This is a genomic window from Streptomyces sp. NPDC001617 (genome assembly GCF_053596855.1).
This window is the reverse complement of the sequence record NZ_JBSFHA010000096.1, coordinates 14,327-41,019: the sequence shown is the minus strand read 5'-3', so window position 1 is coordinate 41,019 and position 26,693 is coordinate 14,327. Positions and strand designations below refer to the sequence as shown.

Sequence of the window (26,693 nt, the reverse complement as noted above, 5' to 3'; positions counted from 1 at the left end):
CTGCTGTCGCTGCCCGGCTCGCCGATCCTCTACTACGGCGACGAGATCGGCATGGGCGACAACATCTGGCTCGGCGACCGGGACGCCGTACGCACGCCCATGCAGTGGACACCGGATCGCAACGCAGGATTTTCGTCCAGTGACCCCGGCCGACTGTTCCTGCCGACCATCATGGACCCCGTCTACGGCTACCAGGTCACCAACGTCGAGGCGTCGATGTCGTCGCCCTCCTCGCTGCTGCACTGGACCCGTCGCATGATCGAGATCCGCAAGCAGAACCCGGCCTTCGGGCTCGGGTCCTACACGGAGCTCCAGTCCTCCAACCCCGCGGTCCTGGCCTTCCTGCGGGAGTACGAGGACGACCTGGTGCTGTGCGTGCACAACTTCTCGCGGTTCGCGCAGCCGACCGAGCTGGATCTGCGGATCTTCAACGGGCGGCATCCGGTGGAGCTGTTCGGCGGGGTGCGCTTTCCGGCCATCGGTGAGCTGCCCTACTTGCTGACCATGGCCGGCCACGGCTTCTACTGGTTCCGGCTGCGGAAGGACCCGGTGTAGAGCCTCGCAGAACCCGGGGTGGGGCGGTTTCCCCTGTCCCACCCGGGGCACGCATACGTAACACCCCGAACCACCCGGGGAAAGGAATGTGACATTATGGCGGAAACTGTCACACTTTCCGGTACGACCAGTCCTGGCCTGCTGGCGTCGCTCGATCCCCTCCTGCGGGAATGGCTGCCTCGGCAGCGCTGGTTCGCGGGAAAGGGGCGTCCGGTCACCGGGTTCACGCTGGTGGAGGCCACCGAGCTGCTGCCGGCCGACGGCAAGCTGGGCCTGTACCACCTGCTCGTACGCGCCCATCAGCCGATCGCGCTCGGCGCCGAGCCGCACCCCGGCGACTGCTACCAGCTCCTCATAGGCGCGCGCGAGGCGCTGCCGCCCCGGCTGGCGCCCGCGCTGATCGGACATGTGGAGGAGGGCCCGCTCGCCGGACGGACGGTGTACGAGGCCCTGCACGACGCCCGGCCCGCCGAGGTGCTCCTGGAGGCCCTGCGCACCGGGACCCGGATCGGCGCCCTGCGCTTCGAGCGGGAGGCGGGGCAGGAGATCCGCTCGGGGCTGGTCCCCCGGATGGTGACGGCCGAGCAGTCGAACTCCTCGGTCGTCTTTGGAGATACGTTCATCCTGAAGCTGTTGCGCCGGGTCGTGCCCGGCGTCAACCCCGACCTGGAACTGCCGCTGGCGCTGGCCCGCCAGGGCTGCCCCCGGGTGCCGGCGCCGACGGCGTGGCTGCAGGAGGAGCTGGACGAGGAGCCGTACGTCCTGGGTGTCCTGCAGCCCTTCCTGCAGGGCGCGTCGGACGGCTGGGAGCTGGCCCTGCGCGAGCTGGCCAAGGGCGAGGACTTCGGTGCCGAGGCGCGGGCGCTGGGGCGGGCCACCGCCGAGGTGCACACCGCGCTCGCCCGCGCGCTACCGACCGTCACGCTCGGTCACACCCAGATGCAGCTGCTGGCCGACGGCATGATCGAGCGCCTCGACCTCGCCGCACAGGCGGTGCCCGCGCTGCGGCCGTACGCGCCGGCCCTGCACACGGCGTTCAGCGCGCTGGCCGACCTGGCGGCGGAGGGCCGTACCTGGACGGCACAGCGCATCCACGGGGACCTGCATCTCGGGCAGTGTCTGCGCTCGCCGGGCGGTGAGTGGTGGCTGATCGACTTCGAGGGCGAGCCGTCGAAGCCGCTGGCGGAACGGCGGATGCCGCAGCCGACGGTGCGGGACGTGGCGGGCATGCTGCGGTCCTTCGACTACGCCGCGCACTCGGCGGGGCCTCGTGCAGAGGGCTGGGCCGATGTGTGCCGGGCGGCCTACTGTTCCGGGTACGCGGAGGTCAGTGGCCGCGATCCGCGCACCGACCCGGTCCTCCTGCGCGCCTACGAAACGGACAAGGCGATCTACGAGGTCGTCTACGAGGCCCGCCACCGCCCCGACTGGCTCTCGGTGCCGATGACGGCGATCGAGCGCTACGCCACCACCGACCTGTTCTGACCCGACCTGACCCTCGCCGAGGAGGCGCCGCCCGTGACCCCCCGCACCACGCCCAGCGGTTCGGACCCGAAGAAGAAGGCCGAGGAAACGGCCAGGAAGGCCGCGAAGAGTGTGAAGAAGGCGGTGAAGAAGGCCACGGAGACGCCGGCCCTCCCGAAGAAGCCGACGGCCAAGAAGACGACGGCCGACAAGGGTGCGGTGAAGAAGGCTGCCGCCGACAAGGCACCGGCGAAGAAGCAGGCGGCCGCGAAGAAGACGGCCCCGGCCGAGAAGGCGGCCTCCAAGAAGGCGACAGCCAAGAAAGCGGCGGCCAAGAAGGCCGTGCCGACGAAGACCGTGACGACGAAGACCGCCGCCGAGAAAACGCCCGCGAAGAAGGCGGCCGTCAAGAAGACGGTGACCGCCAAGGCCGCCGCTCAGAAGGCCACCGCCCCCGTGAAGAAAGCGGCCGCCAGGAAGACCTCCGCCCCTGTCCCGGCTCCCACACCCGAGGTGCCCGTCGGCGACCGCGAGCGGCTGCTCGCCGGTACCCATCACGACCCGCACACGGTGCTCGGCGCCCACCCCGTGCCCGGCGCCGGCGTGGCCTTCCGCGCCTTCCGTCCGTACGCGCTCTCCGTGACCGTCGCCGCCGGGGAGCTGCGGGCCGAGCTGCACGACGACGGGGACGGGTTCTTCTCCGGGCTGCTGCCGCTGTCCGAGGTCCCTCCGGCGTACCAGCTCGTCGTCGCGTACGAGGGGACGGTCCAGGACGCCGAGGACGCGTACCGCTTCCTGCCCACCCTCGGCGACCTGGACCTGCATCTGATCGGCGAGGGCCGGCACGAGCAGCTGTGGACGGTGCTCGGCGCCCACCCGATGACCCACCAGGGCGTCACCGGCACCCGCTTCTCCGTGTGGGCGCCGAACGCGCGTGGCGTCCACGTGGCCGGCACCTTCAACTTCTGGGACGGCACCGGGTACCCGATGCGCTCGCTGGGCTCCTCCGGCGTCTGGGAGCTGTTCGTGCCCGGCATAGGCGAGGGCGAGCTGTACAAGTTCGAGATCACCCGCGCCGACGGCTCGAAGACCCTGCGCGCCGACCCGCTGGCCCGCCGCACGGAGGCCCCGCCCCACACCTCTTCCATCATCACGGCCTCGCACCACGAGTGGCAGGACGAGGAGTGGGTGGCGCGGCGGGCGGACCTGCCCGCGCACGAAGCTCCCTTCTCCGTCTACGAGGTCCATCTCCCCTCCTGGCGCCCGGGGCTGACATACCGTCAACTCGCCGACCAGCTCCCCGCATACGTCAAGGACCTCGGCTTCACCCACGTGGAGCTGATGCCGGTCGCCGAGCACCCCTTCGGCGGCTCCTGGGGCTACCAGGTCACCGGCTTCTACGCCCCGACGGCCCGCCTCGGCACCCCCGACGACTTCAAGTACCTGGTCGACGCCCTCCACCAGGCCGGCATCGGCGTCCTGATGGACTGGGTGCCCGCCCACTTCCCGCGCGACGACTGGGCGTTGGCCGAGTTCGACGGGCGTCCGCTGTACGAGCACGAGGACCCGCTGCGGGCCGCGCACCCCGACTGGGGCACGCTGGAGTTCGACTACGGCCGCCGCGAGGTGCGCAACTTCCTTGTGGCGAACGCCGTTTACTGGTGCGAGGAGTTCCACATCGACGGGCTGCGGGTGGACGCCGTGGCCTCCATGCTCTACCTCGACTACTCGCGCGAGCCGGGGCAGTGGACCCCGAACGAGCACGGTGGGCGGGAGAACCTGGACGCGGTGGCGTTCCTGCAGGAGATGAACGCGACCGTGTACCGGCGGGTGCCGGGCGTGGTGACCATCGCGGAGGAGTCAACGGCCTGGGACGGCGTCACCCGCGCCACGCACCACCGCGGCCCCGGCGGCTTCGGCGGTCTGGGCTTCGGGCTGAAGTGGAACATGGGCTGGATGCACGACTCGCTGGACTACATAAGCCATGAGCCGGTGCACCGCAAGTACCACCACAACGAGATGACCTTCTCGATGGTGTACGCGTACAGCGAGAACTACGTGCTGCCCATCTCGCACGACGAAGTGGTGCACGGCAAGCGCTCGTTGGTGTCGAAGATGCCCGGCGACTGGTGGCAGCAGCGCGCCAACCTCCGTGCCTATCTGGCCTTCATGTGGGCCCATCCGGGCAAGCAGCTCCTCTTCATGGGCCAGGAGTTCGCGCAGGGCGCCGAGTGGTCGGAGGCGCACGGCCCGGACTGGTGGCTGCTCGACCCGGCGTACGGGGCGGAGGCCGACCACCGCGGGGTGCGGGACATGGTCCGCGACCTGAACATCGTCTACCGGCACACTCCGGCGCTGTGGCAGCAGGACATCGACCCGGCCGGCTTCGAGTGGATCGTGGGCGACGCGGCCGAGGACAACGTCTTCGCGTTCCTGCGGTTCGCCGCCGACGGCAGCCCGCTGCTGGCCGTCTCCAACCTCTCCCCCGTCGTCCGCCCCGACTATCGTCTGGGCGTCCCGGACGACATCCCCGCCTGGCACGAGTCCCTCAACACCGACGTCGCCAAGTACGGCGGCAGTGACGTCACCAACCCGGACGTCATCAAGCCGGAACCGCAGGGCTGGCACGGCCGCCCGGCGAGCGTCCGGCTGACGCTGCCGCCGCTGGCGACGGTGTGGCTGCGGCCGGCCTGACGGTCAGGAATGGCCCGGAGCCGGCCGTGCGAGCGGCTCCGGAGTTCCTCGACGGCCGTCGCCGTGGGCCCCGCCACAGGCGCCGGCAGGCCCTAGTCGGCCCGCTTCCCGCCGAACATCAGCCTGCGCAGCGCCGACAGCAGGCCCCTCGCCTGGGTGTCGGCACCGCGGTCGGCATCCGAGGCGAGAGGGTCCGCGCGCGGTGCCGGCACGGGCGTACGAGGCCGGTTCCCGCTCAGCTCGTACCGCACCGGCAGCAGTCGCAGCCCCCGCACCACGGGACCGGAACGCCAGGGCAACTGGTCCGGCGGGAGGGTCAGTTCGGCCTTGGTGAAGTGGTCGAAGACCCGCCCCACCGCCGTCGTCACGATCATTCCGCCCAGCTCGCGCGCGGCGCTGGGGCAGCCGTGCGGTCCGGCGCCCCACCCCAGATGCGCCCGGGTGCTGACCGCCGGTCCGACCATCGGCGAGGTCCCGATCGCCAGCAGGTCCTGGTGGGCGGCGGCCGCCGACGGCGAGACGATCTCCCCGGCCCGCACCCAGAAGTTCCCCATCCGGGTGTCCCGCGCCGCGAACCGGAAGCACATGTTGGCGACGGGAGGGTTCACCAGCGCGGCCCGGTTGACCGTTTCACCGAGCTGCCCTGCCGACAGGCTGCGCCGCACGGTGGCGTTGCCGCGCAACACCTCCAGCAGGGTGTTGAGCACCATGTTGCCGGTGATGTCGTTCAGATAGACGGCGTTCATGAACAGCTCCCGGCCCAGCTGTTCATCGCTCAGCCCCGGGTCGGTGAGCAGCATGTACGACGTCAGGTCGTCGCCGGGGCGGGCTCTTCGGTGCGCGACCAGCCGGGTCAGTGCCGCCAGCGCCCGCCCCGTGGCGGGCCCCGCGTCCGGCCCGCCGTCGAGCATCCGCCACATGTCCATCACCAGCTCGTCGCCGAGCTCCACCGGGCAGCCGAACAGCTTGGTCGTCACCATCAGCAGCAACGGCCGTGTGTACTGCGCGCCCAGATCCGCGAACCCGGCCGTCCCGGACTCGGCGGCGAGTACGCCGACCAGCTCGTCCGCGTACCGGGCCACGGTCGCCCGCAGCTCCCAGCCCTGCGGAGTCTGCGGCTCCTGGAAGGGCCGGAGCGCCGAGTGCAGCGTCCCGCGCGCCGCCCGGTGCTCCTCGTCGTCCATGAACATGGTCTGCCGGACCTCGTACCCGGCGATCAGCGGCCAGTCGTGCGGCAGCCGCCCCTCGGCCCGCGCCCGCCAGTAGCGGATGTCCCGCCGCCACTGGTTCTCGTTCTTCAGGACGTCGAGCACCTCGCGATAGTCGAGAACCAGCCACACGGGCACGCCCATCAGCCCGACGGGCGCGACCGGCCCGTACATGCGCCGCAGCCGCTGGTACACCGCCCCGGGGTCTGCGTCGAACTCCGAGGTGAGCAACGGCTGGACCGGCAGCGCCTCGAGCCAGGGACTCTCGGCCGGCGCGCTCGTGTACTGATGGGCTTCCATAACGCACACGCATACCGCACGGACCGTGCACGAGCAGTCACCGTGGCGTGAACTGTTACGGCTTGGTGATCCCAGTGACTCAGGTGGTGACCAGCGCCTTGGGCACCCGCCCGGTGTGCAGCACCCCCAGCCGCTGTGTGGCCCGGGTCAGCGCCACGTACAGATCGCTCGTCCCGTACAGCCCCGGCTCCACCACCAGCACGGAGTCGAATTCCAGCCCCTTCGACTGCCGGGGATCGAGGAGTACGACGGCCTGTGTGAGGTCCGGTTCGGCCCCCGCCGTCACCCCGTCCAACTGCGCGGCGAGCCTGCGGTGCAGATGGCGCGGGGCGATGACCGCCAGCCGCCCTTCCTCCGGCCTCAGTTCCTCGACCGCCTTGGCGACCGCGCCGGGCAGGTCATCGGTGGCGCGCACCCAGGGCCGTACTCCTGTCGAACGCACCGAACTCGGCGGCTCGAAGTCCGGGTTCTCCGCGCGGACGACGGCTGCCGCGAGCTCCATGATCTCGGCGGGTGTGCGGTAGTTGACGCCCAGGCGGGTGTGGTCCCAGCGGTCCTCGACATACGGGGCGAGGATCTTCCGCCAGGAGCCGACGCCGGCCGCCTCCGCGGTCTGCGCGGGGTCGCCGACCAGGGTCATCGAGCGGGTCGGGCTGCGCCGCATCAGCAGCCGCCAGGCCATCGGCGACAGCTCCTGCGCCTCGTCGACGATGATGTGCCCGAACGCCCAGGTGCGGTCGGCCGCCGCGCGCTCGGCGGCGCTGCGGTGGTCGTCCTCCTCCTGCCGCTCGGCGAACCGCTCGGCGTCGATGATGTCGTGCGCGGACAGGACTTCCGAGGCATCGGGATCACTCTCCTGCTTGTCCTCGAACTCGTAGGTACGGGAGGCGTACGACACGTCCAGCACGCCCTGCGCGTAGGCGATTTGGTTCTCCCGCTCGCGCTCGGCCCGCGCCCGCGCCAACCGCTCGTCCACGCCGAGCAGTTCGGCCGCCTCGTCGAGGAGCGGTACGTCCGCCACGGTCCACTCCCTCGTGACCGGGCGGCGGATCGCGGCCGCGTCCTCGTCGGGGAGGTGGCCGACGGGGTCGGCGAGGAAGTCCGCGACCAGGCGCTGCGGCGTGATGCGGGGCCACAACTGGTCGATGGCGGCCCAGACTTCGGGATTCTCGGCGATGTCGTCGCGGATCTGGGTGATGTCGCTCGCGTCGAGGAGGCTGCCGCCGTCGTACGGGTCGGTGCCGACGCGCTCGGCGTACAGCTCGGTGAGGGTGTTGAGGATGTACCCCTCGAAGTGCTCGCGGGCCACGTTGTGCGGCAGCCGCGCGGCCCGGGTGCGCTCGCGGGCGACCCGCACCAGGTCGTCGTCGAGCATGAGGATCTCGCGGTCGTGCTCGATGGTGATCACCGGGTCGGGCAGCGACTGCCAGTCGCGTACGACCTCGGCGAGCACGTCCGCCATGTCGGCGCGGCCCTTCACCGCGGCCGCCGCCCGGCTGTCGGCGGCCGTGGCCTTCACTCCGGGGAACAGCTCGCCGACGGTCGCGAGCAGCACACCGGTCTCGCCGAGGGAGGGCAGTACCTCGCCGATGTAGCCGAGGAAGGCGGGGTTGGGGCCGACGATGAGGACGGCCCGCTTGGCGAGCAACTCCCGGTGTTCGTACAGGAGATACGCGGCCCGGTGCAGGGCGACCGCCGTCTTGCCGGTCCCCGGACCGCCCTCGACGACCAGCACGCCCCGGTGCGGCGCGCGGATGATCTCGTCCTGCTCGGCCTGGATGGTCTGCACGATGTCGTTCATCCGGCCGGTGCGCGCGGAGTTCAGCGCGGCGAGCAGGACGGCGTCGCCGGTCGGGTCCTCGTGGCCGGTGCGCTCCTGGTCGCCGAGGTCGAGGATCTCGTCGTGCAGCGCGGTGACCGTGCGGCCGCTGGTGGTGAGATGGCGGCGCCGGCGCAGGCCCATCGGGGTGTGGCCGGTGGCCAGGTAGAAGGGCCGGGCGACGTCGGCGCGCCAGTCGATCAGGATCGGCGTGCGCTCGGCGTCGTCGATACGCAGCCCGATCCGGCCGATGTGGTGCTTGTCCCCCGAGGTCAGGTCGATCCGGCCGAAGCACAGCGACCCGTCCACCGCGTTCAGCGCGGCGAGCAGCCCGGACCGCTCGGCGACCAGGATGTCCCGCTCCAGCCGGGCCTGCATGGGCGTGTTGCCCTGGGCGAGCGCGTCCGTGACGGAGGTCTCGGTCTCGCCGCGCAGTGCGTCGACGTGCGTGTACAGCACGTCGATGAATTCCTGCTCGCGCCGCACCTCGATGTCTTCACTGTCTGGAAAACCGGTGTTTGACAATTCCACTCCCGCCCGGATATACTGTGCCCAGTGAGTTTCTTTGCGACTCGAATTCCCCGAAGTCGCGAACCACTCAATATACGCAGAGAAATCCCCCGGGCGCAATCGCCCGGGGGATTTCTTCTTGTAGGTGCGTCAGAGCACATCGGCGAGTTCTTCGACAAGTCGCCGCTTGGGTCGGGCCCCGACCATCGCTTTCACCGGCTCACCGCCCCGGAACACCATGAAAGTGGGCATCGACAGTACCTTGTAGGCGTTCGTGGTCTCGGGGTTGTGGTCCACGTCCAGCTGAACCACCTTCAGCCGACCGCCGGTCTCCTCGGCGAGGGCAGCGAGCACCGGCACCATCTGCCGGCAGGGTGGACACCAGTCGGCGGTGAATTCCACCAGCACGGGAATTTCACTGCCGATCACCTCCACCGCGAAATCCGAGTCCGTCACCTCGGCCACACCGGCTGTCCTGCTCACCGTTCCCGCCCTCCCAGTTCGCACATCGGTGATTCCCCGTCGGCCGAGGCCAGCCGCACGGCGATCGTCGCCCGCACGGCCTGCAACTCGCCGATCAGCGCGTCGAGTTCGTCGAGCTTGCGGCGGTAGACCGCGAGCGAGGCCGGACAGGAGTCGCCCTCCGGGTGCCCGGCCCGCAGACACTCCACGAACGGCCGGGTCTCCTCCAGGTCGAACCCGAAGTCCTGGAGGGTCCGGATCTGCCGCAGCAGCTTCAGATCGCTCTCGTCGTACGCCCGGTGCCCGAGCTCGTCCCGCCGCGCGGGCAGCAGCCCCCGCGACTCGTAGTACCGCAGCGTCCGCGTCGTGGTCCCGGCCCGTGCGGCCAGCTCGCCGATTCGCATACGTACGAACGTAGACGTTGACGCCGACGTCAGGGCAACAGCAGTCCTCAGAGGGCAAGGGGCAGGCGGAGGCGGTGTTCGCGGCGGACCCGGAGTTCCCGTACACGGCGGTCCGCGTGGCCCATGTCCTGGGCGGGGACGACGACTTCACATCGCGGGTAGTTCCACGGTGACGCGGATCCCGCCGGCGGAGCGCGGGGTGAGGGTGAGCGTTCCGTCGTGGGTCCGGGTGACGGTCTCGACGATGGCCAGGCCCAGGCCGACGCCCGCGTGGTCGGTGTGGATGCGCTCGGTCCCGCGCCGGAAGGGTTCGGTGAGTGTCGAGACCAGCTCCGGGGTGACCTTCTCGCCGGTGTTCTCGACGGTGAGCACCACGGTCTTGGGGCGGACGCCGGTATGCACCCACACGCTGCCCTGTTCAGGCAGGTTGTGCACGATCGCGTTGTGCACGAGGTTCATGGTCAGCTGCAGCAGCAGCGCCGGCGATCCGATCGTGGGGGCGATGTCGCCACCGGTCTCGAGGGTGACGCCGTGCTTTTCCGCGAGGGGCAGGAGTGTCTCGGTGGCGTCTTCCGCCAGGAGGGACAGGTCGACGGGTTCTCGGGTGACGGGCATCCGGTCGGCGCGGCTGAGCAGCAGCAGCGCCTCGGTGAGGTCGATCGCCCGGGTGTTGACGGCGTGCAGGCGGTCGATGAGTTCGCCGGTGTCGTGGTTCGGATCGGTGCGGGCCACGTCGAGAAGTGCCTTCGAGACCGCCAGCGGGGTGCGCAACTCGTGTGACGCGTTGGCCGCGAACCTCCGCTGTTCGGCGACGTGCGCCTCGAGCCGTACGAGCATCGCGTCGAAGGCGTCGGCGAGTTCACGGAACTCGTCCTTGCGGCCGGGCAGCCGGATCCGGTGCGAGAGCGAGCCGTCCGTGGCCATGCGGGTGGCGTGGGTGATGCGGATCAGCGGGGCGAGCATGCGGCCGGCGAGGATCCACCCTCCCACGAGGCCAAACACCAGCAGGAAGGCCAACACCGCGGCTGCCCTCGGCGCGAAGACGTCCAGGAGACCGGACCGGACGGGGAAAACACCGTTCTTGATGTTGTCATCGGCGTTCACGAGCATCGCGCGGTCGGGGACGTAGCGCAGGAGGAACAGCCACACCGCGGCGAGCAGCAGGGCGCCGGCGAGCATGAGGAATCCGGCGTAGCTCAGGGTGAGTTTGAGGCGAACGCTCAGCCCGGGTGTCCTATCCACGCTGGTCTCCCTCGTGTCCGGCCTCCGGTTGTGTGTCGATGCGGTAGCCGACGCCCGGCACGGTGGCGATGACCCAGGGTTCGCCGAGACGCTTGCGCAGTGCCGAGACCGTGATGCGCACGGCGTTGGTGAACGGGTCGGCGTTCTCGTCCCACGCCCGTTCCAGCAGATCCTCGGCGCTGACGACACCGCCTTCGGCGGCGACGAGGACTTCGAGCACGGCGAACTGCTTCCTGGTCAGCGCGACATAGCGGCCGTCGCGGTAGACCTCGCGGCGGAACGGATCCAGACGCAGACCCGCGATCTCCCGCACGGGCGGCCTGCTGTGGGCGCGCCTGCGGTCGAGTGCTCGGAGCCTGAGCGCGAGTTCCTGGAGTTCGAAGGGTTTCGTGAGGTAGTCGTCGGCGCCGAGTTCGAACCCGGAGGCCTTGTCGTCGAGACGGTCGGCCGCGGTGAGCATGAGGATCGGCATGCCGCTGCCGGAGGAGACGATGCGCTCGGCGATCTCGTCACCGGACGGTCCGGGGATGTCGCGGTCGAGGACGGCGATGTCGTAGGCGTTGATGCCCAGCAGTTCCAGCGCGGTGTCGCCGTCACCCGCGATGTCGGCCGCGATCGCGGCCAGGCGCAGGCCATCGCGGATGGCCTCTGCCAGATAGGGCTCGTCCTCGACAATCAGCACGCGCATGCCATCGAGGCTACGAGCCGGCGCATATCGTCGGCATATCGAAAACCGCATACGTGCCGGCAACATTCTGCCGCCTTGACTGGCGGTATGACTCGAATCCCACGGTGGCTGCTTGTCGTCGGCCTGACGGCCGTCTTGGCAGTGATCACCGCAGCGCTCTGCTACGAGTTACCGAAGTCCTCGTCCTTCTCGGCCGCGTCACCTCTGCATGTTCTGCGCAGTGGGCGCCATGGTGGGCTCGGTGAGGCCGACGGTGCCGTCCCGGACGGCGTGACGGTCTACGACGACTCGGTTCCGGGTGTGGCGAAGCTCGATCCGGGCCTGCTCAAGGCCCTCCGCGAGGCCGCGACGGCTGCCGCGGACGACGGAATCACGTTCTACGTCAGCAGCGGCTGGCGTTCCGCGGCGTACCAGAACCAGCTTCTTCGCGAGGCGATCGCCAAGTACGGGTCCGAAGCCGAGGCCGAGCGCTGGGTGGCCACCGCGGCGACGTCCCCTCATGTGTCGGGGGACGCGGTCGACATCGGGCGCTCCGATGCGGCGGCGTGGCTGTCCCGGCACGGTGCCGGGTACGGGCTGTGCCCGATCTACGAGAACGAACCGTGGCACTTCGAACTGCGCGCGAACGCGATCGATCGTGGCTGCCCTCGCAGGTACGCCGACCCCACCCAGGATCCGAGGATGCAGCAGTGAACGGCAGTGAGCGAGGACAGACGATGGCACGGGTGGACACGGTGCAGACGACGGAGACCCGCCAGGTCGACCCTGGGACCTGGCGTGCGGGCATCCGCCGGGCGATCCGCGTCGCCTCCCGCCCGGGGCCCTGGAAGCGTGGCCCGGTGCTCGCGGCGCTGGCGCTGCTGCTGGGTCTGGTCATGCTGCTGCACGCGAAGATCCCGAACGGGGTCGGGGGCATCGGCAGCCTGGTGGAGACCTTCCTGCCGTGGTTCGGTCTGTTCGTGCCGGTGCTGCTCGCCGGGGCGCTGTGGCGCCGCTCCGCCTCCGCGGTGGTCGCGCTGCTGCTGCCCGTCACGGTGTGGCTGAGCCTCTTCGGCGGGCTCCTCGGCGACAAGTCCCACCCGGGCGGTGACCTCACCGTGGTCAGCCACAACGTCAGGGCCGGCAACCCGGACCCGGTCGGCACCGCCCGCGCCCTGGCGGCCTCCAAGGCGGACCTGCTGGCGCTGGAGGAGATCACCCAGAAGGCCCGGGGCATATACGAGAAGGCGCTGGCGAAGGCGTATCCGTACCACACGGTGATGGGCACGGTCGGGCTGTGGAGCAGGCTGCCGCTGTCGGACACCCACCCGGTCGACATCGAGACGGACTACGGGCCGCTGGCGGCCACCAAGCCGGCCGCCGTCAAGATGGCCGACAACCGGGCCCTGCGCGCGACGGTGGCCACGGCTCATGGGCCGCTCGCCGTGTACGTGGCCCACCTGGGGTCCGTACGGGTGACTCCCCGGACGGGCTTCTGGACCGTCAGCCGGGACAGGAACGCGCAGGCGCTCGGCACGGCCGTCGCCGCCGAGAAGAACAAGCGGGTGGTGCTGCTCGGCGACGTCAACGGCACCACGGACGACCGCGCGTTCGCCGGCCTCACCTCGCGGCTGCACTCGGTCCAGGACGTGGCCGGGGACGGCTTCGGCTTCAGCTGGCCGGCGAAGTTCCCGGTGGCCCGGATCGACCAGATCATGGTTCGCGGTGTGCAGCCGGAGAGCTCGTGGGTGCTACCGGCCACCGACAGCGACCACCTGCCGGTGGCGGCCAGGATCAGCTGGTGAACACCGCGGGAAGCCGCCGGTGGTGACGGTGTCCTGCGACTACGGCCGCTGGTCGGTCAACGGCCCCGCATCCCCGGTGCCCGCCCGGGTCCCTTCAAGCGCAGTCGGTCGCCGACGGCGTGGTCGCCGAGGTCGAGAAGGAGTGGAAGGAACACCTCGGCAAGCGCCGCATGAAGCAGCTGCGCGAGGCACTGACGCTCCTGCGGGAGATCACCGACCCCTGGGCCTAGACGCCCACCTTCGCGGCCTCCTCGACCTCCAGCAAGGAGGCGCTGTGGCGTTCCTCGTCGAAGGCCCTGCGGCCGCCGCGCAGGCCGAACAGGCGCTTGGCGAGGAGGATGTAGAGCACGGCGAGGATGTTGAGGACCAGGGTGGCGATCTTCAACCAGCTGACGTGCTCGGTGAGTTCGTAGACCTCCAGCGGGAGGAAGGCGGCGGTGGCGACCACCGTCAGGTACTCCGCCCAGCGCTTGGCGTACCAGAGGCCGACCGCCTCGACGAGTTCGATCAGCGCGTACCCGAGGAGCAGTACGGCCACCAGCAGCAGCGTGTGGTGCTTGTAGCCGAAGGTCTTCTGGATGGTGCCGACGACCGGTGAGTGGTCGAGGTCGTAGTGGAAGTGCTTGAAGACGGGGCGGAAGACGTCGAGGTACTCGTCGAAGAGCCGGCGCACCGCGTCCTGGCTGTTGCTGAACTTCCACACGGCCGCCGCGACGAGCACGATGAACACGCCCCGCACGAACCGTTCGATCGCCAGGAAGCGGAGGATGAACAGGTCGCGGAGGACCTTGCCGCGCGGCACGAGCGGCGCCTCGGCGGCCGGCCCCGAGCCGTGCGGCTCACCGAGCACGAAGTCGCCGCAGCGCAGACAGCGCCAGACCTCGCCCAGCGCGGTGTCGGCGCGCAGACGCACCCGGAGGCGGGGGTCGTCCGGCGCGTAGGTGACATGGCCCTTGCGCGAGCACGTCCGCCGGTCCCAGTCGATCTTCATCCCCCGTGCCTCCTCCTACATACGGCCGTGCCGCGCCGGTGATCCGGCACGGCACGGTAGTGCATCGACGTAAGAGACGCCGGTCCAGGGCCGTCAGTTCGCCGTGGCGCCCCCCGGTTCCATCCGTCCTCGCGATCGGGGAGGTCGCCGACCGCTACCGCGTGCTGGTCGCGCTCGCCTCTCCCCTGCCGGCGGCGGAGGCCGGGGAGCTGGTGGGGAAGCCCGACGGCTGAGCAGAGACACAGAAGGACCGAGCGGCCGAGTCCACGGGGGGAGAACTCGACCGCTCGGCGTCTGTGACCGGGCGACTGATCGACGGGGGAGTGTTCAGTCGCCCGGAGCTCTACGGAACTGCTGGACCGCTGTTCAGGCCTTCGCCAGTTCCTTCTCGCCGCCCTGCTCGGGCACCTCGGCGTGGGGCTGGGCGTCCTCGTCGAGGAGGGTCGTCTCGTCGAAGGGGAGGCTGCCCGAGAGGACCTGCTGGACGCGCTCCTTGTCGATCTCCTTGGTCCAGGTGCCGATCAGGACCGTGGCGACGGCGTTGCCCGCGAAGTTGGTCAGGGCCCGGGCCTCGCTCATGAAGCGGTCGATGCCGACGATCAGGCCGACGCCGTCCACCAGGGCGGGCTTGTGCGACTGGAGGCCACCGGCCAGCGTGGCCAGACCGGCGCCGCTGACGCCCGCCGCGCCCTTGGAGGCGAGGAGCAGGAAGAGCAGCAGCGGGATCTGCTCACCGATGGACATCGGCGTACCGAGCGCGTCGGCGATGTAGAGGGACGCCATGGTCATGTAGATCATGGTGCCGTCGAGGTTGAAGGAGTAGCCGGTCGGGACCGTGATGCCGACGACGGGCTTGCTGATGCCCAGGTGCTCCATCTTCGCGATGAGCCGCGGCAGCGCGGACTCGGAGGAGGAGGTGGACAGGATGAGCAGGAACTCGCGGGCCAGGTACTTGAAGAGGACGAAGATGTTCAGCCCCGTGACGACCCGCAGCAGGATGCCGAGCACGACGAAGACGAACAGCACACAGGTCACATAGAAGCCGAGCATGAGCACCGCGAGGCTCTTCAGCGCGTCGAGACCGGCGGAACCGACGACCGCGGCGATGGCGCCGAAGGCGCCGATCGGGGCGGCCCACATGACCATGGCGAGGATGCGGAAGACGAGCCGCTGGATGTGCTCGATGCCGCGCAGGACCGGCTGGCCGGCGGAGCCCATGGCCTGCAGCGCGAAGCCGGCGAGCAGCGCGATCAGCAGGGTCTGCAGGACCTGGCCCTCGGTGAAGGCGGAGACGAAGGTCAGCGGGATGATCGACAGGACGAAGTCGACGGGCGGAAGCGCGTCGCTGGACACCTGGTCGTGGCCGGAGGCCTTGATCGCGTTGGTGATGTGCAGCCCGTCGCCCGGGTGCAGGATGTTCCCGACGACGAGGCCGATGCCCAGCGCGACGAGCGACATCACCAGGAAGTAGCCGAGCGCGATACCGCCGACGGCACCGACCTTGGCGGCCTTCCGTACGGAACCGATGCCGAGCACGATCGTGCAGAAGATGATCGGCGAGATCATCATCTTGATCAGGTTCACGAAACCGGTACCGAGCGGCTTGAGCTCCACGCCGGCGTCCGGCCAGATGAGCCCCACGGCGATACCGAGCGCCACCGCGACGATCACGGCGATGTACAGGTAATGGGTGCGGTCCCGCTTGCGCGCGGGTGCGGCAGGTGCCACGGGGGTACTGGCGGCCACGGCTGCCCTCCTTGACGTCTTCGTCGGCATCACCGGCGTGCGGCTCACGTCCGGGGGATGGGAGATGGTTCTACGGGGATGGGGGTGCGGTTCTGCGAGGACCGGAGGCGTGGGAGCCCTGGCGTGAAGCCCTTGGCGGGACACTTGGCCGGAACCGACTGCCCTGCTTCCGTTCGTTCCTCGTTGCGGTGACTATTCCGCGCCCTGTGAGGGCGGTCACCCTTCCGTTCATTTAGTTCACGATTGACGTGCGAGGCACACTGACGACATGCGCATCCCCGCCCCGAGACCCCGCAGCCTGGCCGGCCAGCTCTTCGCCATGCAGGCCGTGCTGATAGCAGTGCTCGTGGCCGGATACGCACTGTTCACGTACATCAGCGACCAGCACCAGGCCGAGGACGCGGCCCGCAGGCAGGCCCTGGCGGTGACCCGCTCGATCGCCGACGCCCCGTCCGTATGGGACGCCATCCGCACCCCGAACCCCACCGCCGAGCTCCAGCCGTACGCACTGCGGGTCATGAAGGACGCCGACGTCGACTTCGTCACGATCATGAACCCGAAGGGCATCCGCTGGACCCACCCCGACAAGAACCAGATCGGCAAGCACTTCCTCGGCAACATCGAGCGGGCCCAGCACGGCGACACCTACACGGAGACCTACAAGGGCACCCTCGGACTGTCGGTCCGCGCGGTCACCCCCATCAGGGACTCCCACGACCGGATCGTCGGCCTGGTCAGCGCGGGCATCAAGGTCAAGGCGATCAGCAAGCGGGTACGGGGCCAGCTCTCGGCCCTCCTCGGCGTCGCGGCCGGCGCCCTCGCCCTGGGCGCGATCGGCACGTACGTCATCAACGCCCGCCTGCGCCGCCACACCCACGGCATGAACGCGGCCGAGCTCAGCCGAATGCACGACTACCACGAGGCGGCGTTGCACGCGGTGCGGGAGGGGCTGCTGATGCTGGACGGGCAGTTTCGGGTGGCGTTGATCAATGACGGGGGGCGGGAGTTGCTGGGGTTGTCCTCGGACTCGGGAGCGGACGCGGTGGGAAGGTCGGTCGCCGACCTGGGGCTGCCCGCACCCCTCACGGGCGCGCTGCTGGCTTCCGAGCCTCGGGTGGACGAGGTGCATCTGACGGCGGACCGGGTGCTGGTGGTGAACACCTCGCCGGTGTCGGGCGGCGAGCGGCGCGGCACGGTGGTCACCCTCCGCGATGTGACCGAACTCCAGTCCCTGATGGGCGAGTTGGACTCGGAGCGAGGTTTCACCCAGGCACTGCGCTCCCAGGCGCACGAGGCGGCGAACCGCCTGCACACCGTCGTCTCCCTCATCGAACTGGGCCGCGCCGAGGAGGCGGTGGACTTCGCGACGGCAGAGCTGGAACTCGCCCAGGCGCTCACCGACCAGGTCGTGTCGGCGGTCAGCGAACCGGTCTTGGCCGCCCTGCTGCTGGGCAAGACGGCACAGGCGAACGAGCGGGGTGTGGAGCTGGTGGTGTCGGAGGACAGCCGCCTCGACGACGGCTTGCTGCCGCCCACGCTTCCCGCGCGGGACCTGGTGACCATCCTGGGGAACCTGATCGACAACGCCGTGGACGCCGCTCAGGGAAGCCTGCGGGCTCGGGTGACGGTCACCGCGTACGCGGAGGCTTCCGAGCTGGTGCTGCGAGTGGCGGACACGGGGGCGGGGGTGGATCCGGCGCACTCGGAGCAGGTGTTCCAGCGGGGTTTCTCCACGAAGCCGGCGGGTCCGGGCGGGCGGGGGCTGGGGTTGGCGTTGGTGCGGCAGGCGGTGCATCGGCAAGGCGGGGCTTTGTCGGTGGCCGAGGCGGAGGGGGGCGGCGCGGAGTTCGAGGTGCGGTTGCCTTTGCGGGTGGCGGGGGGATCGGGGGCGCGAACGTTGGATGGGGCAGCCTCTGGGGTGGGGGATGGGTTGATGCCGGGTGCGGAGCAGCGGTCGGCGCCGAGGGCGGGGACCACGGCGACATCCGGCGCGGGGGACGGTTCGGCCCCGGCTGCGGAGGAGCGGTCGGTGCCGGCTGCCGCGGAGAGCTCGACGCCGGGCTCGGGCAACGGGGCGGCGTCCGGGGCGGGGCATGGGGCGGCCCCGGCTGCGGAGGACGGGTCAGTGCCGGGTGCTGAAGAGCGGTCGGTGCGGGGTGCGGCGGATGGGTCGGCGCCGGTCGTGAGGGGTGGTGGCGTGTGACTGGCGTGCAGCCCATTCGGGTGCTGGTCGTGGAGGACGATCCCGTGGCCGCCGACGCGCATGTCATGTACGTGGGGCGGGTGCCGGGGTTCGTCGCGGTCGGAAAGGCGCACAGCGGGGCGGAGGCTCGGCGGGTGCTCGACCGTACGGCCGTGGATCTGCTGTTGCTGGACCTGCACCTGCCGGATGTGCACGGGCTGCAGTTCGCGCGGTCGTTGCGGGCGGCGGGGCATCAGGCGGATGTGATCGCGGTGACGTCGGCGCGGGATCTGACGGTGGTGCGGGAGGGGGTGTCCTTGGGGGTCGTGCAGTACGTGTTGAAGCCGTTCACTTTCGCGACACTGCGGGATCGGCTCGTGCGGTACGCGGAGTTCCGGGGCGCGGCCGGGGAGGCGAGCGGGCAGGACGAGGTGGACCGGGCGCTGGCCGCGCTACGGGCACCTGGACCTGCTGCGCTGCCCAAGGGATTGAGCGGGCCGACGCTTGAGCGGGTGACGGTGGCGCTGCGGGATTGCGGGGAGGGGATGACTGCGGCGGGGGTGGCTGAGGCGGTGGGGATCTCGCGGATTACTGCGAGACGGTACCTGGAGCATCTGGTCGAGGCAGGGAGGGCGGAACGGAGTCCGCAGTACGGGACTGTGGGGCGGCCCGAGTTGCAGTATCGGTGGGTTCGGGGGGTGGGGAAGGGGCGGTAGGGGGCGGAGTGTCGTCGAGTTCGGCGGCCCCGGTGCGGGGTGTGGGCGGCTTCGGTGGGGGCGTTGGCGCGGGTGAAGGCGTCGCCGGACTGGAGGTAGGTGGAAGCCGCGCTCCCCGGCGCGTACCACTCCCCGGCGCGTACCGCTCCCCGCCGCGTACCGCTCCCCGCGACAGACCCGGCCACCCCCTCCGGATCCCCCGCGAGCAGCGCAACCACCGACTCACCCCACGCCCGCACCGCATCCCGCCGCCCCGGATCCCGCGCAGCCTCGGCGATGTCCTGGACGGACGCCCCCACACCCGGCCCCACGGCCCGCGTCAACGCCTTCACGGCCCGGCGCCCGCCATCCCCGCCCGCACCCTCCGCCAGGGCCGCAAGCAACGCCGCCTTCATCGCTGGTCCCGCCCGTTCCGTACCCGGTGCCCGCCCCCGTCAGCCAGCAAGTGACCGTACGTCAAAGGTGCGGCGGCAAACGGGACTTCACGCCCGTCTCGCGTACCACACCACCTGCCACCCGAGCCCGCCCACGGCGAGCGCCTCCACCCCCGACACGGCGACGAGCGACCCACTCCCCCCGGCCACCCAGAACACCGCCAACGCGGCAAGCGGCACCACGCAGAACGCCATCAGGTCGACGCCCGTCTGCACGGCCTTCCGCGACCTCCGCCGCGCATCCCCACGATGCGCCGTCTCCCACCCGAACGCCTCGAACCCGCCACCCGGCTCGGCCAACGCCGCAAGCCGAGGCCCGAGTTGGTCGCGCACATACGCGCCGATCGCCGAGATCTTCTGATCGTTGACGAGGTAGGTCCACCCGAGCACCACACACACCGGCGGCAGCGCGAGCAACATCGACGCCTGCTTGGCCTGAGCCGCGGCGGCGATGACGGCGGCCACAACCCCCAACGTCACGTAGAGCAGATTGTCCCGGAACCCGATCCGCGCCTTCTGCTCGTCCTTGACCGTCTGGTACTCGGCGAGCAGCAACTGCCCCACCGTGACATCCCGTTCCGGCACTGGAATCCCTTCCCCCGGCAGTACCTTATGAGTGTGCCGGAGACCGTATCCACCGCTCTCGTCCTGTCCGCACTTCCCCTCGAATACGCCGCCGTACGCGCGCACATCGAGGAACGACAGGAGGACGTCCACCGCGACGGGACCCGGGTGGAGAAGGGCCGACTCGCCGGCACCCGATGGCAAGTCGCCCTCGCCGAACTGGGCGTCGGCGCCGACCGGGCCGCCGCCCTCACGACCCAGCTCATCACCTGGCTGCGCCCCGAGGCCGTGCTCTTCGTGGGCGTGGCCGGCAGTCTCAAGGACGACGTCGAGATCGGGGACGTCGTCGTGGGGACGCAGGTGTACGAGATCCACGGCGGCAAGCAGACGCCGGAAGGCTTCCTGGCCCGCCCGAAGGCGCTGCCGGGTTCGCACGCGCTGGAACAGGCGGCCCGCTCGGCCGTACGGGACATGCCCGAGGTACGGCCCCACTTCACGCCGATCGCCACGGGCGACGTGGTCCTGGCCGACGCCGACTCCGACATCGTCCACTTCATCCGCAGGCACTACAACGACGCCGCCGCGATCGAGATGGAGGGCTATGGCGCCACTCAAGCCGCCCACTTGAACGGCCGGTTGGACTCCCTCGTCATCCGCGGCATCAGCGACCACGCCAACGCCGACAAACACAAGGCCGACGCCTCGGGTTCGCAGCGACTCGCCGCCAAGCAGGCTGCCGCGGTGACGATGGCGGTACTGCGCAAGCACGGTCCCCGCAAAGGTTCCTCCGACTCCGAGGAGCGTCCCGATCGCCGCGAGGACGGCACCGGAACGACGTACGGCGGGGACCACATCGACTTCCGGGGCGGGACCTTCTACGGCCCCGTCGTCGGCAGGAGAACAGATCACCGTTAGGCGATGTGTAGCGGGCACCCCCTCGCCGTCACCCACGACCGCATCGCCCTCGCCGAAGCCGTCAACGCCCAATCCCGCGCACAGTCATTGACCTGACTAGACCACTCCACTTACGTTCACCGGGCAGTCATCCCGGCCACAACGAAGTGCAGCCGCAGGAGGTCATGCCCGTGCGCCCCACCGCATCCTTCCCCCTCCTCCCCGCCCTACTGGTCACCGCCCTCGCCGCAACCACCCTCACCGCCTGCGGCAGCGGTTCCGGCAGTGACCCGGACACCATCAAGGTCTCGTTCAAACAGTCCACGGACAACTCCATCAAGGTGATGGACGACTTCCTCGCGGACATCAAGAAGCAGTTCGAGAAGAAGTACCCCGGCAAGAAGGTCGAGCTCGTCCCGATCAAGGCCCCGGACTCGGAGTACTACACCAAGCTCCAGCAGATGTTGCGCTCACCGAAGACCGCCCCGGACCTGGTCTACGAGGACACGTTCCTCATCAACTCGGACATCACCAGCGGGTACTTGAAGCCCCTCGACCCGTACCTCGCCAAGTGGCCGGACTGGAACCAGTTCATCGACACGGCCAAGAGCGCGGCCCGGGGTGAGGACGGGAAGACGTACGGCGTCCCGGACGGCACCGACACCCGGGGCCTCTGGTTCGACAAGGGCATCTTCAAGAAGGCCGGTCTGCCGGCCACTTGGCAGCCCAAGAGCTGGGACGACGTCCTCTCCGCCGCCCGCGCCATCAAGAAGAAGGTCCCCGACGTCACCCCGATCAACGTCTACACCGGCAAACCCGCCGGCGAAGCCTCCACCATGCAGACGTTCGAGATGCTGCTCTACGGCACTGACAACGTTGGCAACTCCGGCACATCCGACCCGCTGTACGACAAGGCGTCGAAGAAGTGGATCGCCGGCAGCCAGGGCTTCAAGGACGCGCTGTCCTTCGTGCACACGGTCTATCAGGAGAAACTCGGGCCCGACGTCTCCACCGCCCTCGACCCCAACATCCAGACCATCGTGGCCGGCGAGATGCTCCCGAAGGGCAAGCTGGGCATCGCGCTGGACGGATCCTGGCTCCCACAGGCCTGGTTGAAGGGCAGCGGGCACGAATGGCCGCAGTGGTCGAGCGAGTTGGGGCTGGCGTACATGCCGACCCAGCACGGACAGGCACCCGGCAAGGTGAGCATGTCCGGCGGCTGGACCTGGGCGATCCCGTCCAAGGCCGGCAACCCCGACCTCGCCTTCGACTTCATCAGGACCATGCAGACGAAGGCGAACGCCGAGAAGTGGTACATCTCCAACTCCGGCATCTCGGTCCGGAAGGACGTCGCCGCCGACCCGTCGTACGCCTCCGCACAGCCCGGCATCAAGTTCTTCACGGACCTCGTCGCCAGCACCCACTACCGGCCGGCGTATCCGGCGTACCCCAGGGTCTCCACCGCCATCCAGGAGGCGATGGAGGGCGTGACGACGGGCGACACGTCCGTCGACAAGGCGGCGAGCGGCTACGACGACGCGCTCAAGGACGCCACCGACAACCAGGTCATCAAGAAGTGAACGGCGGCGACCAGCACCCATGACCGCCGCGACACCGCACGCACCGAGCGACGCGAGGGCGGCCAAGTCGCCCTCGCCCCGCCCCACTTCACCCGCGCCCGGCCGCCGAAGGCTCCCGCGCCTCCTCACCCGCCTCCTCCCCCTCACCCCCTCCGTCGCCCTGCTGCTCCTCTTCCTCGCCGGCCCGATCGCCTACTGCGCCTACATCGCCTTCACGAACCTCCAGCTCACCGGCCAGGCCCACTCCTCCTTCGTGGGCTTCGCCAACTTCCGCAAGGCGTTCGGCGACGACGAGTTCCTGAACGCCGTATGGCTGACCCTCGTCTTCACGGTCGTCTCGTCCCTCCTCGGCCAGAACACCCTGGGCCTGGCCCTCGCCGCCCTGATGCAGCGCGCCTCGAAGCCGGTCCGCACGCTCACCGGCGGGGTCGTCATCACGGCGTGGGTCCTGCCGGAGGTCGTCGCCGGCTTCCTTCTCTACGCCTTCTTCCGCCGCGAGGGCACCCTGAACGCGGTCCTGGACCTGCTTCATCTCCCGTCCCAGAACTGGCTGTTCACCCTCCCGATCCTCGCCGTGTCCTTCGCGAACGTCTGGCGTGGTACGGCCTTCTCGATGCTGGTCTACTCAGCGGCACTCAATGAAATCCCCCAGGAGATCACGGAGGCTGCCGAGGTCGACGGCGCGGGCGGCTGGCGCCGTATGTGGCACATCACCCTCCCGATGATCCGCCGCTCCATCGGCACGAACCTGATGCTCAACACCCTCCAGACGCTGTCCGTGTTCGGTCTCATCTGGGTGATGACGAGGGGCGGCCCGGGGAACAAGAGCCAGACGCTCCCGCTCTACATGTACGAACAGGCCTTCCAGAACAGCATGATCGGCTATGCCACCGCGGTCGCCCTGCTGCTGCTCGTGGTCGGCTCGCTCTTCTCCGTCGTCTATCTGCGCCTGCTGCGAACGGAGGTCTGACACCCGCCATGGCCCTCAACCTCACCCTCGCCTCCCGCCGCCGCAACCGCCGACTGGCCGCGGACACCGCCCTGTTGGCCGTCGCCGTCCTCTTCGCCCTCCCCCTCGCCTGGGTCGTCCTGTCCTCGCTGGACCCGCACGCCGACCTGAGGGTGAAGGCCCCCGACGGCCTCACCTTCGCCAACTTCGACGCGATCCTGACCTCGGACATCACCTTCACACCGCTGCTCAACAGCCTGATCCTGTGCGGCGGCGCGACGCTGCTGACCGTCGTCTGCGCGGCCCTGGCGGCGTACCCCCTCTCCCGCTTCCACTCCCGTCTGAACCGCCCCTTCCTCCTCACCATCCTCTTCGCGACGAGCCTCCCCATCACGGCGATCATGGTCCCGGTGTACGCGCTGTTCGTGCAGGTGAACCTGATCGACACGATGCAGGGCACGATCCTGTTCTTCGCCGCGTCCCAACTCCCCTTCGCCATCTGGCTGATGAAGAACTTCATGGACGGCGTGCCGAAGGAGCTGGAGGAGGCGGCGTGGACGGACGGGGCGTCGTCGATGCAGTCCCTGGCCCGGATCGTGCTGCCGCTGATGGGTCCCGGGGTGGCGGTCGTGACCGTCTTCTCGTTCGTGATGATGTGGGGGAACTTCTTCGTCCCGTTCATGCTGCTGCTGACGCCGGATCAGTTGCCGGCGAGCGTGAGCATCAATGAGTTCTTCGGGAACCGGGGGATGGTGGCGTACGGGCAGTTGGCCGCGTTCTCGATCGTCTATTCGACGCCGGTGGTGTTGTTGTATGTGCTGATCGCTCGGCGGTTGGGTGGGGGGTTCGCGCTGGGTGGAGCGGTCAAGGGGTGAGCTCCGCGGCGCGACCGGTACGCCGTGGACTTCCGGCCCTGTCCAACACCCGCTCCGGTCAGGCGGCTTGGCGTACCTTGCGCGGGTGCCCGCCACTGCGCCCACCGTTGTCGCACCGACCGCGCTGTCGCTCGAGTACCAGGCGCTACGCGCTCATCTCTGAACCGACGCCCCGGTTCGCCTCTCACCTCACTCCGGCAACACGCCCTTCCGAAACGGCTCCACCCCCACGACCCGCCTCACCCGCACCGGTTCGATCAACAACATCACCCTTCGCTCCCCCTCCAGCAACCACGGATACCGCTCCTCCCCGATGTACTTCCGCGTGAGCCGGTCCATCGCCCGCTCCGCCTCCTCGCCCTCCACGAACCGCACCACCCGCCCCCGTATCTCCACCCGGTCATAGGGGTTCTCGGCATCGTGATGCGACAGCGAGACGTTCGGATTGAGCCGCAGGTTCTGCTCCTTGACGCGCCCGATCGACGTGTTGACCATGACGTACTCACCTTCGAGGTCCGCCCACATGGGCGAGACCTGCGGAGCGCCGTCCGGCCCGACCGTCGCGAGATGCCAGAAATTCGGCGCCAGAAGGCGCTCGCGAATATGCCCCTCTACCTTGCCATTCACCTCGTACACGAAGATCACGCACCTTTCCCGCCACCCGCACGGGCGGCTCGGCGCCATCCTCGCCGTCGTGCACGTCCGGCCGACAGATGATCTCCGGTCATGCACGAAAGGCCCCTCACCCGTACCTTCCTACAATCCGTATTCCTGGCCGAACAGACCGTAGTCAGTGCACGCCGACAGCCCTACGTTGTGCCCCGTGCGCGATCCGTCACCCCACCCGAACCAAGACCGCCCGACTCCCCCCGTCCGATCCCCCCAGTCCCCCCGCTCCTCCCAGTCCGTCCCGCCCTTCAACGCCCCCGCCGCCCGCCGCCTCCGCACCGCGCTCACCATGGGCCCCGAACACGTCGCCTTCGGCCTGCGCGCCTCGTACGGGCTCCCCTACGCCACGCCCGACCTCGTCATCGCCTGGGAACGCGGGCAGCTCAACCCCACCAACTCCGAACTCACCGCTCTCGCAGGCGTGTTGTGGTGCTCCCCCGCCGAACTCCTCGGCAGGCCCCGCACCTTGCGTGAACACCGCATCGCCCGCGGCCTCGCCGCCGAGGACGTCGCCCGTACCGTCGGCCTGGAACTCCTCGCCTATCTCCACATGGAGGACCACAACACCTGGCGCGGCAACGACCGTCAGTCGGCGACCCTCGCCGACCTGCTCGACCTCTCGCTGCCCGACTTCGTCACCGTCACCGGACGCGAGGCCAAGCTCGCCGACGCCCTGCGCGGCGCGGTGACCACGCGGTGGCAGGCCTACGTCCGTCCGGTCGCCAAAATGGTGCCCCTGGACCGGCGGCTCCTGGTGGACACCCTCCAGGAGCTGCACCAGGACTACCAGGGGCAGATGGTCGCCTCACTGAGCTGGGGCGACGGCAACGCGGCGAGCGACTCCAGCGAGGCCGGGCGGGACTTCCTGGACCGGATCGTCGACCACTTCTGGGCCGCGCTCCAGGACAACACCCAGTAGCCGCACGACCGGGGAAACCTAGAAGACCGACTCCGCCTCGTCCATCCGGTCCTTCGGCACCGTCTTCAGCTCCGTGACCGCCTCCGCCAACGGCACCATCACGATCTCCGTCCCCCTCAGCGCCGTCATCCTGCCGAACTCCCCCCGGTGCGCGGCCTCCACCGCGTGCCATCCGAAGCGCGTCGCCAGCACCCGGTCGTACGCGGTCGGTACGCCGCCGCGCTGGACGTGGCCGAGAATGACCGGCTTGGCCTCCTTGCCGAGGCGCCGTTCCAGTTCGTACGCGAGTGCCGTGCCGATGCCCTGGAAGCGTTCGTGGCCGAACTTGTCGATCGCGCCATGGCCGTAGTCCATGCTGCCCTCGACGGGGTGAGCGCCCTCCGCCACGCACACGACCGCGAACTTCTTGCCGCGGGAGAAGCGCTCCTCGACCATCTTCACCAGGTCGCCCGGGTCGAAGGGGCGCTCGGGGAGACAGATGCCGTGCGCGCCCGCCGCCATGCCGGACTCGAGGGCGATCCAGCCCGCGTGCCGGCCCATGACCTCGACGACCATCACCCGCTGGTGCGACTCGGCGGTCGTCTTGAGGCGGTCCATCGCCTCCGTGGCGACCCCGACCGCCGTGTCGAAGCCGAAGGTGCGGTCCGTGGACGAGATGTCGTTGTCGATCGTCTTCGGGACGCCCACCACCGGCAGGCCCGCGTCGGACAGCATCCGCGCCGCCGTCAGCGTGCCCTCGCCGCCGATCGGGATCAGCGCGTCTATGCCGAAGGCCTCGACCATGTCCTCGGCCCGCTCGCAGGCCTCGCGCAGCCGGTCCCGCTCCAGGCGGGAGGAGCCGAGGATCGTGCCGCCGCGGGCCAGGATGCCGCTCACGGCGTTCAGGTCGAGAGTGCGGTAGCGGCTGTTCAGCAGGCCGGCGTAGCCGTCCTCGAAGCCGATGACCTCGTCGTCGTAGTTGTCGACCGCTCGGTGCACGACCGACCGGATCACTGCGTTCAGACCAGGGCAGTCGCCGCCGGCGGTGAGAACTCCGATGCGCAT

23 protein-coding genes and 1 pseudogene are annotated in these 26,693 nt (G+C 69.8%); 13 read left to right on the top strand and 11 right to left on the bottom strand.

From position 1 onward, the window contains the following. From ACWC09_RS44040 to glgB, 3 genes are all read left to right on the top strand, one after another. Positions 1–555, top strand: a 555-nt coding sequence (locus ACWC09_RS44040) for an alpha-glucosidase C-terminal domain-containing protein (RefSeq protein WP_450856888.1), incomplete at its 5' end; no start/stop codon positions are given. Between the two features lie 96 nt (positions 556–651). Continuing rightward, complete coding sequence (locus ACWC09_RS44035; RefSeq protein ID WP_450856886.1) at positions 652–2,040, top strand: maltokinase N-terminal cap-like domain-containing protein; 1,389 nt, start codon at positions 652–654, stop codon at positions 2,038–2,040. A gap of 33 nt (positions 2,041–2,073) precedes the next feature. Beyond that, positions 2,074–4,713: a 1,4-alpha-glucan branching enzyme gene (glgB, locus tag ACWC09_RS44030; protein ID WP_450856884.1), complete on the top strand. Its 2,640-nt coding sequence runs from the start codon at positions 2,074–2,076 to the stop codon at positions 4,711–4,713. 92 nt (positions 4,714–4,805) lie between these two features. Here the strand turns inward: glgB and ACWC09_RS44025 are convergent, their stop codons facing one another. From ACWC09_RS44025 to ACWC09_RS44010, 4 genes are all read right to left on the bottom strand, one after another. Further along, positions 4,806–6,221 (bottom strand): cytochrome, encoded by a 1,416-nt coding sequence (locus ACWC09_RS44025; RefSeq protein ID WP_450856882.1) that lies wholly within the window; start codon positions 6,219–6,221, stop codon positions 4,806–4,808. A 79-nt stretch (positions 6,222–6,300) separates the two neighbouring features. After that, on the bottom strand, positions 6,301–8,526 hold the full coding sequence (locus ACWC09_RS44020; protein ID WP_450856891.1) for a HelD family protein: 2,226 nt from the start codon (positions 8,524–8,526) through the stop codon (positions 6,301–6,303). Between the two features lie 174 nt (positions 8,527–8,700). Continuing rightward, entirely contained in the window at positions 8,701–9,033 is a 333-nt protein-coding gene (locus ACWC09_RS44015; protein WP_450856881.1) for a thioredoxin family protein, read from the bottom strand. Further along, positions 9,030–9,416 carry a MerR family transcriptional regulator gene (locus ACWC09_RS44010; protein ID WP_450856879.1) on the bottom strand — a complete coding sequence of 129 codons (387 nt, stop codon included), beginning with the start codon at positions 9,414–9,416 and terminating at the stop codon, positions 9,030–9,032. Before ACWC09_RS44010 ends, ACWC09_RS44015 begins: the two co-directional genes overlap by 4 nt. A gap of 50 nt (positions 9,417–9,466) precedes the next feature. Between ACWC09_RS44010 and ACWC09_RS44005 the strand changes: the two are divergent. Continuing rightward, positions 9,467–9,577 (top strand): annotated as a pseudogene (locus ACWC09_RS44005) (reductase); the annotation flags it as partial. Here the strand turns inward: ACWC09_RS44005 and ACWC09_RS44000 are convergent. Then, a complete protein-coding gene (locus ACWC09_RS44000) occupies positions 9,564–10,658 on the bottom strand; it encodes a sensor histidine kinase (RefSeq protein ID WP_450856877.1) in 1,095 nt (364 codons plus the stop codon). The pseudogene ACWC09_RS44005 and the gene ACWC09_RS44000 overlap by 14 nt on opposite strands. Then, positions 10,651–11,346 (bottom strand): response regulator transcription factor, encoded by a 696-nt coding sequence (locus ACWC09_RS43995; RefSeq protein ID WP_450856875.1) that lies wholly within the window; start codon positions 11,344–11,346, stop codon positions 10,651–10,653. Before ACWC09_RS43995 ends, ACWC09_RS44000 begins: the two co-directional genes overlap by 8 nt. 87 nt (positions 11,347–11,433) lie before the next feature. Between ACWC09_RS43995 and ACWC09_RS43990 the strand changes: the two genes are divergently transcribed. Together ACWC09_RS43990 and ACWC09_RS43985 are read left to right on the top strand one after the other, a co-directional pair. Then, complete coding sequence (locus tag ACWC09_RS43990) at positions 11,434–12,039, top strand: M15 family metallopeptidase (RefSeq protein WP_450856873.1); 606 nt, start codon at positions 11,434–11,436, stop codon at positions 12,037–12,039. 23 nt (positions 12,040–12,062) lie between these two features. Then, positions 12,063–13,130: an endonuclease/exonuclease/phosphatase family protein gene (locus ACWC09_RS43985; protein WP_450856872.1), complete on the top strand. Its 1,068-nt coding sequence runs from the start codon at positions 12,063–12,065 to the stop codon at positions 13,128–13,130. A 226-nt stretch (positions 13,131–13,356) separates the two neighbouring features. Here the strand turns inward: ACWC09_RS43985 and ACWC09_RS43980 are convergent, their stop codons facing one another. Then, complete coding sequence (locus ACWC09_RS43980) at positions 13,357–14,121, bottom strand: DUF2127 domain-containing protein (protein ID WP_450856870.1); 765 nt, start codon at positions 14,119–14,121, stop codon at positions 13,357–13,359. Positions 14,122–14,487: 366 nt separating this feature from the next. Continuing rightward, positions 14,488–15,897 carry a cation:dicarboxylate symporter family transporter gene (locus tag ACWC09_RS43975; RefSeq protein ID WP_450856890.1) on the bottom strand — a complete coding sequence of 470 codons (1,410 nt, stop codon included), beginning with the start codon at positions 15,895–15,897 and terminating at the stop codon, positions 14,488–14,490. A 238-nt stretch (positions 15,898–16,135) separates the two neighbouring features. On the opposite strand from ACWC09_RS43975, the gene ACWC09_RS43970 reads away from it, so the two are divergent. Next, on the top strand, positions 16,136–18,070 hold the full coding sequence (locus ACWC09_RS43970; protein ID WP_450856869.1) for a sensor histidine kinase: 1,935 nt from the start codon (positions 16,136–16,138) through the stop codon (positions 18,068–18,070). Beyond that, positions 18,067–18,765, top strand: a complete 699-nt coding sequence (locus ACWC09_RS43965) for a response regulator (protein ID WP_450856868.1) — start codon at positions 18,067–18,069, stop codon at positions 18,763–18,765. Before ACWC09_RS43970 ends, ACWC09_RS43965 begins: the two co-directional genes overlap by 4 nt. A gap of 482 nt (positions 18,766–19,247) precedes the next feature. Here ACWC09_RS43965 and ACWC09_RS43960 read toward each other — a convergent pair whose 3' ends face one another. Continuing rightward, the gene (locus tag ACWC09_RS43960) at positions 19,248–19,784 is read right to left on the bottom strand and encodes a hypothetical protein (RefSeq protein ID WP_450856867.1); all 537 of its coding nucleotides are present in this window, start codon (positions 19,782–19,784) and stop codon (positions 19,248–19,250) included. A 27-nt stretch (positions 19,785–19,811) separates the two neighbouring features. Between ACWC09_RS43960 and ACWC09_RS43955 the strand changes: the two genes are divergently transcribed. The 4 genes from ACWC09_RS43955 to ACWC09_RS43940 all read left to right on the top strand — a co-directional run bounded on the left by ACWC09_RS43955 (position 19,812) and on the right by ACWC09_RS43940 (position 24,061). Beyond that, a complete protein-coding gene (locus tag ACWC09_RS43955) occupies positions 19,812–20,678 on the top strand; it encodes a 5'-methylthioadenosine/S-adenosylhomocysteine nucleosidase family protein (RefSeq protein WP_450856865.1) in 867 nt (288 codons plus the stop codon). 164 nt (positions 20,679–20,842) lie between these two features. Continuing rightward, the gene (locus ACWC09_RS43950) at positions 20,843–22,237 is read left to right on the top strand and encodes an extracellular solute-binding protein (protein WP_450856864.1); all 1,395 of its coding nucleotides are present in this window, start codon (positions 20,843–20,845) and stop codon (positions 22,235–22,237) included. Positions 22,238–22,256: 19 nt separating this feature from the next. Beyond that, positions 22,257–23,207, top strand: a complete 951-nt coding sequence (locus ACWC09_RS43945; RefSeq protein ID WP_450856863.1) for a carbohydrate ABC transporter permease — start codon at positions 22,257–22,259, stop codon at positions 23,205–23,207. Between the two features lie 8 nt (positions 23,208–23,215). After that, a complete protein-coding gene (locus ACWC09_RS43940) occupies positions 23,216–24,061 on the top strand; it encodes a carbohydrate ABC transporter permease (RefSeq protein WP_450856861.1) in 846 nt (281 codons plus the stop codon). A gap of 189 nt (positions 24,062–24,250) precedes the next feature. Here ACWC09_RS43940 and ACWC09_RS43935 read toward each other — a convergent pair whose 3' ends face one another. Further along, positions 24,251–24,706, bottom strand: coding sequence for a PPOX class F420-dependent oxidoreductase (locus ACWC09_RS43935; protein ID WP_450856860.1), 456 nt, complete (start codon positions 24,704–24,706; stop codon positions 24,251–24,253). A 178-nt stretch (positions 24,707–24,884) separates the two neighbouring features. Between ACWC09_RS43935 and ACWC09_RS43930 the strand changes: the two genes are divergently transcribed. After that, positions 24,885–25,649: an XRE family transcriptional regulator gene (locus ACWC09_RS43930; protein ID WP_450856859.1), complete on the top strand. Its 765-nt coding sequence runs from the start codon at positions 24,885–24,887 to the stop codon at positions 25,647–25,649. An 18-nt stretch (positions 25,650–25,667) separates the two neighbouring features. On the opposite strand, the gene ACWC09_RS43925 is transcribed toward ACWC09_RS43930, so the two are convergent. Continuing rightward, positions 25,668–26,693 carry an ATP-dependent 6-phosphofructokinase gene (locus tag ACWC09_RS43925; RefSeq protein ID WP_450856858.1) on the bottom strand — a complete coding sequence of 342 codons (1,026 nt, stop codon included), beginning with the start codon at positions 26,691–26,693 and terminating at the stop codon, positions 25,668–25,670.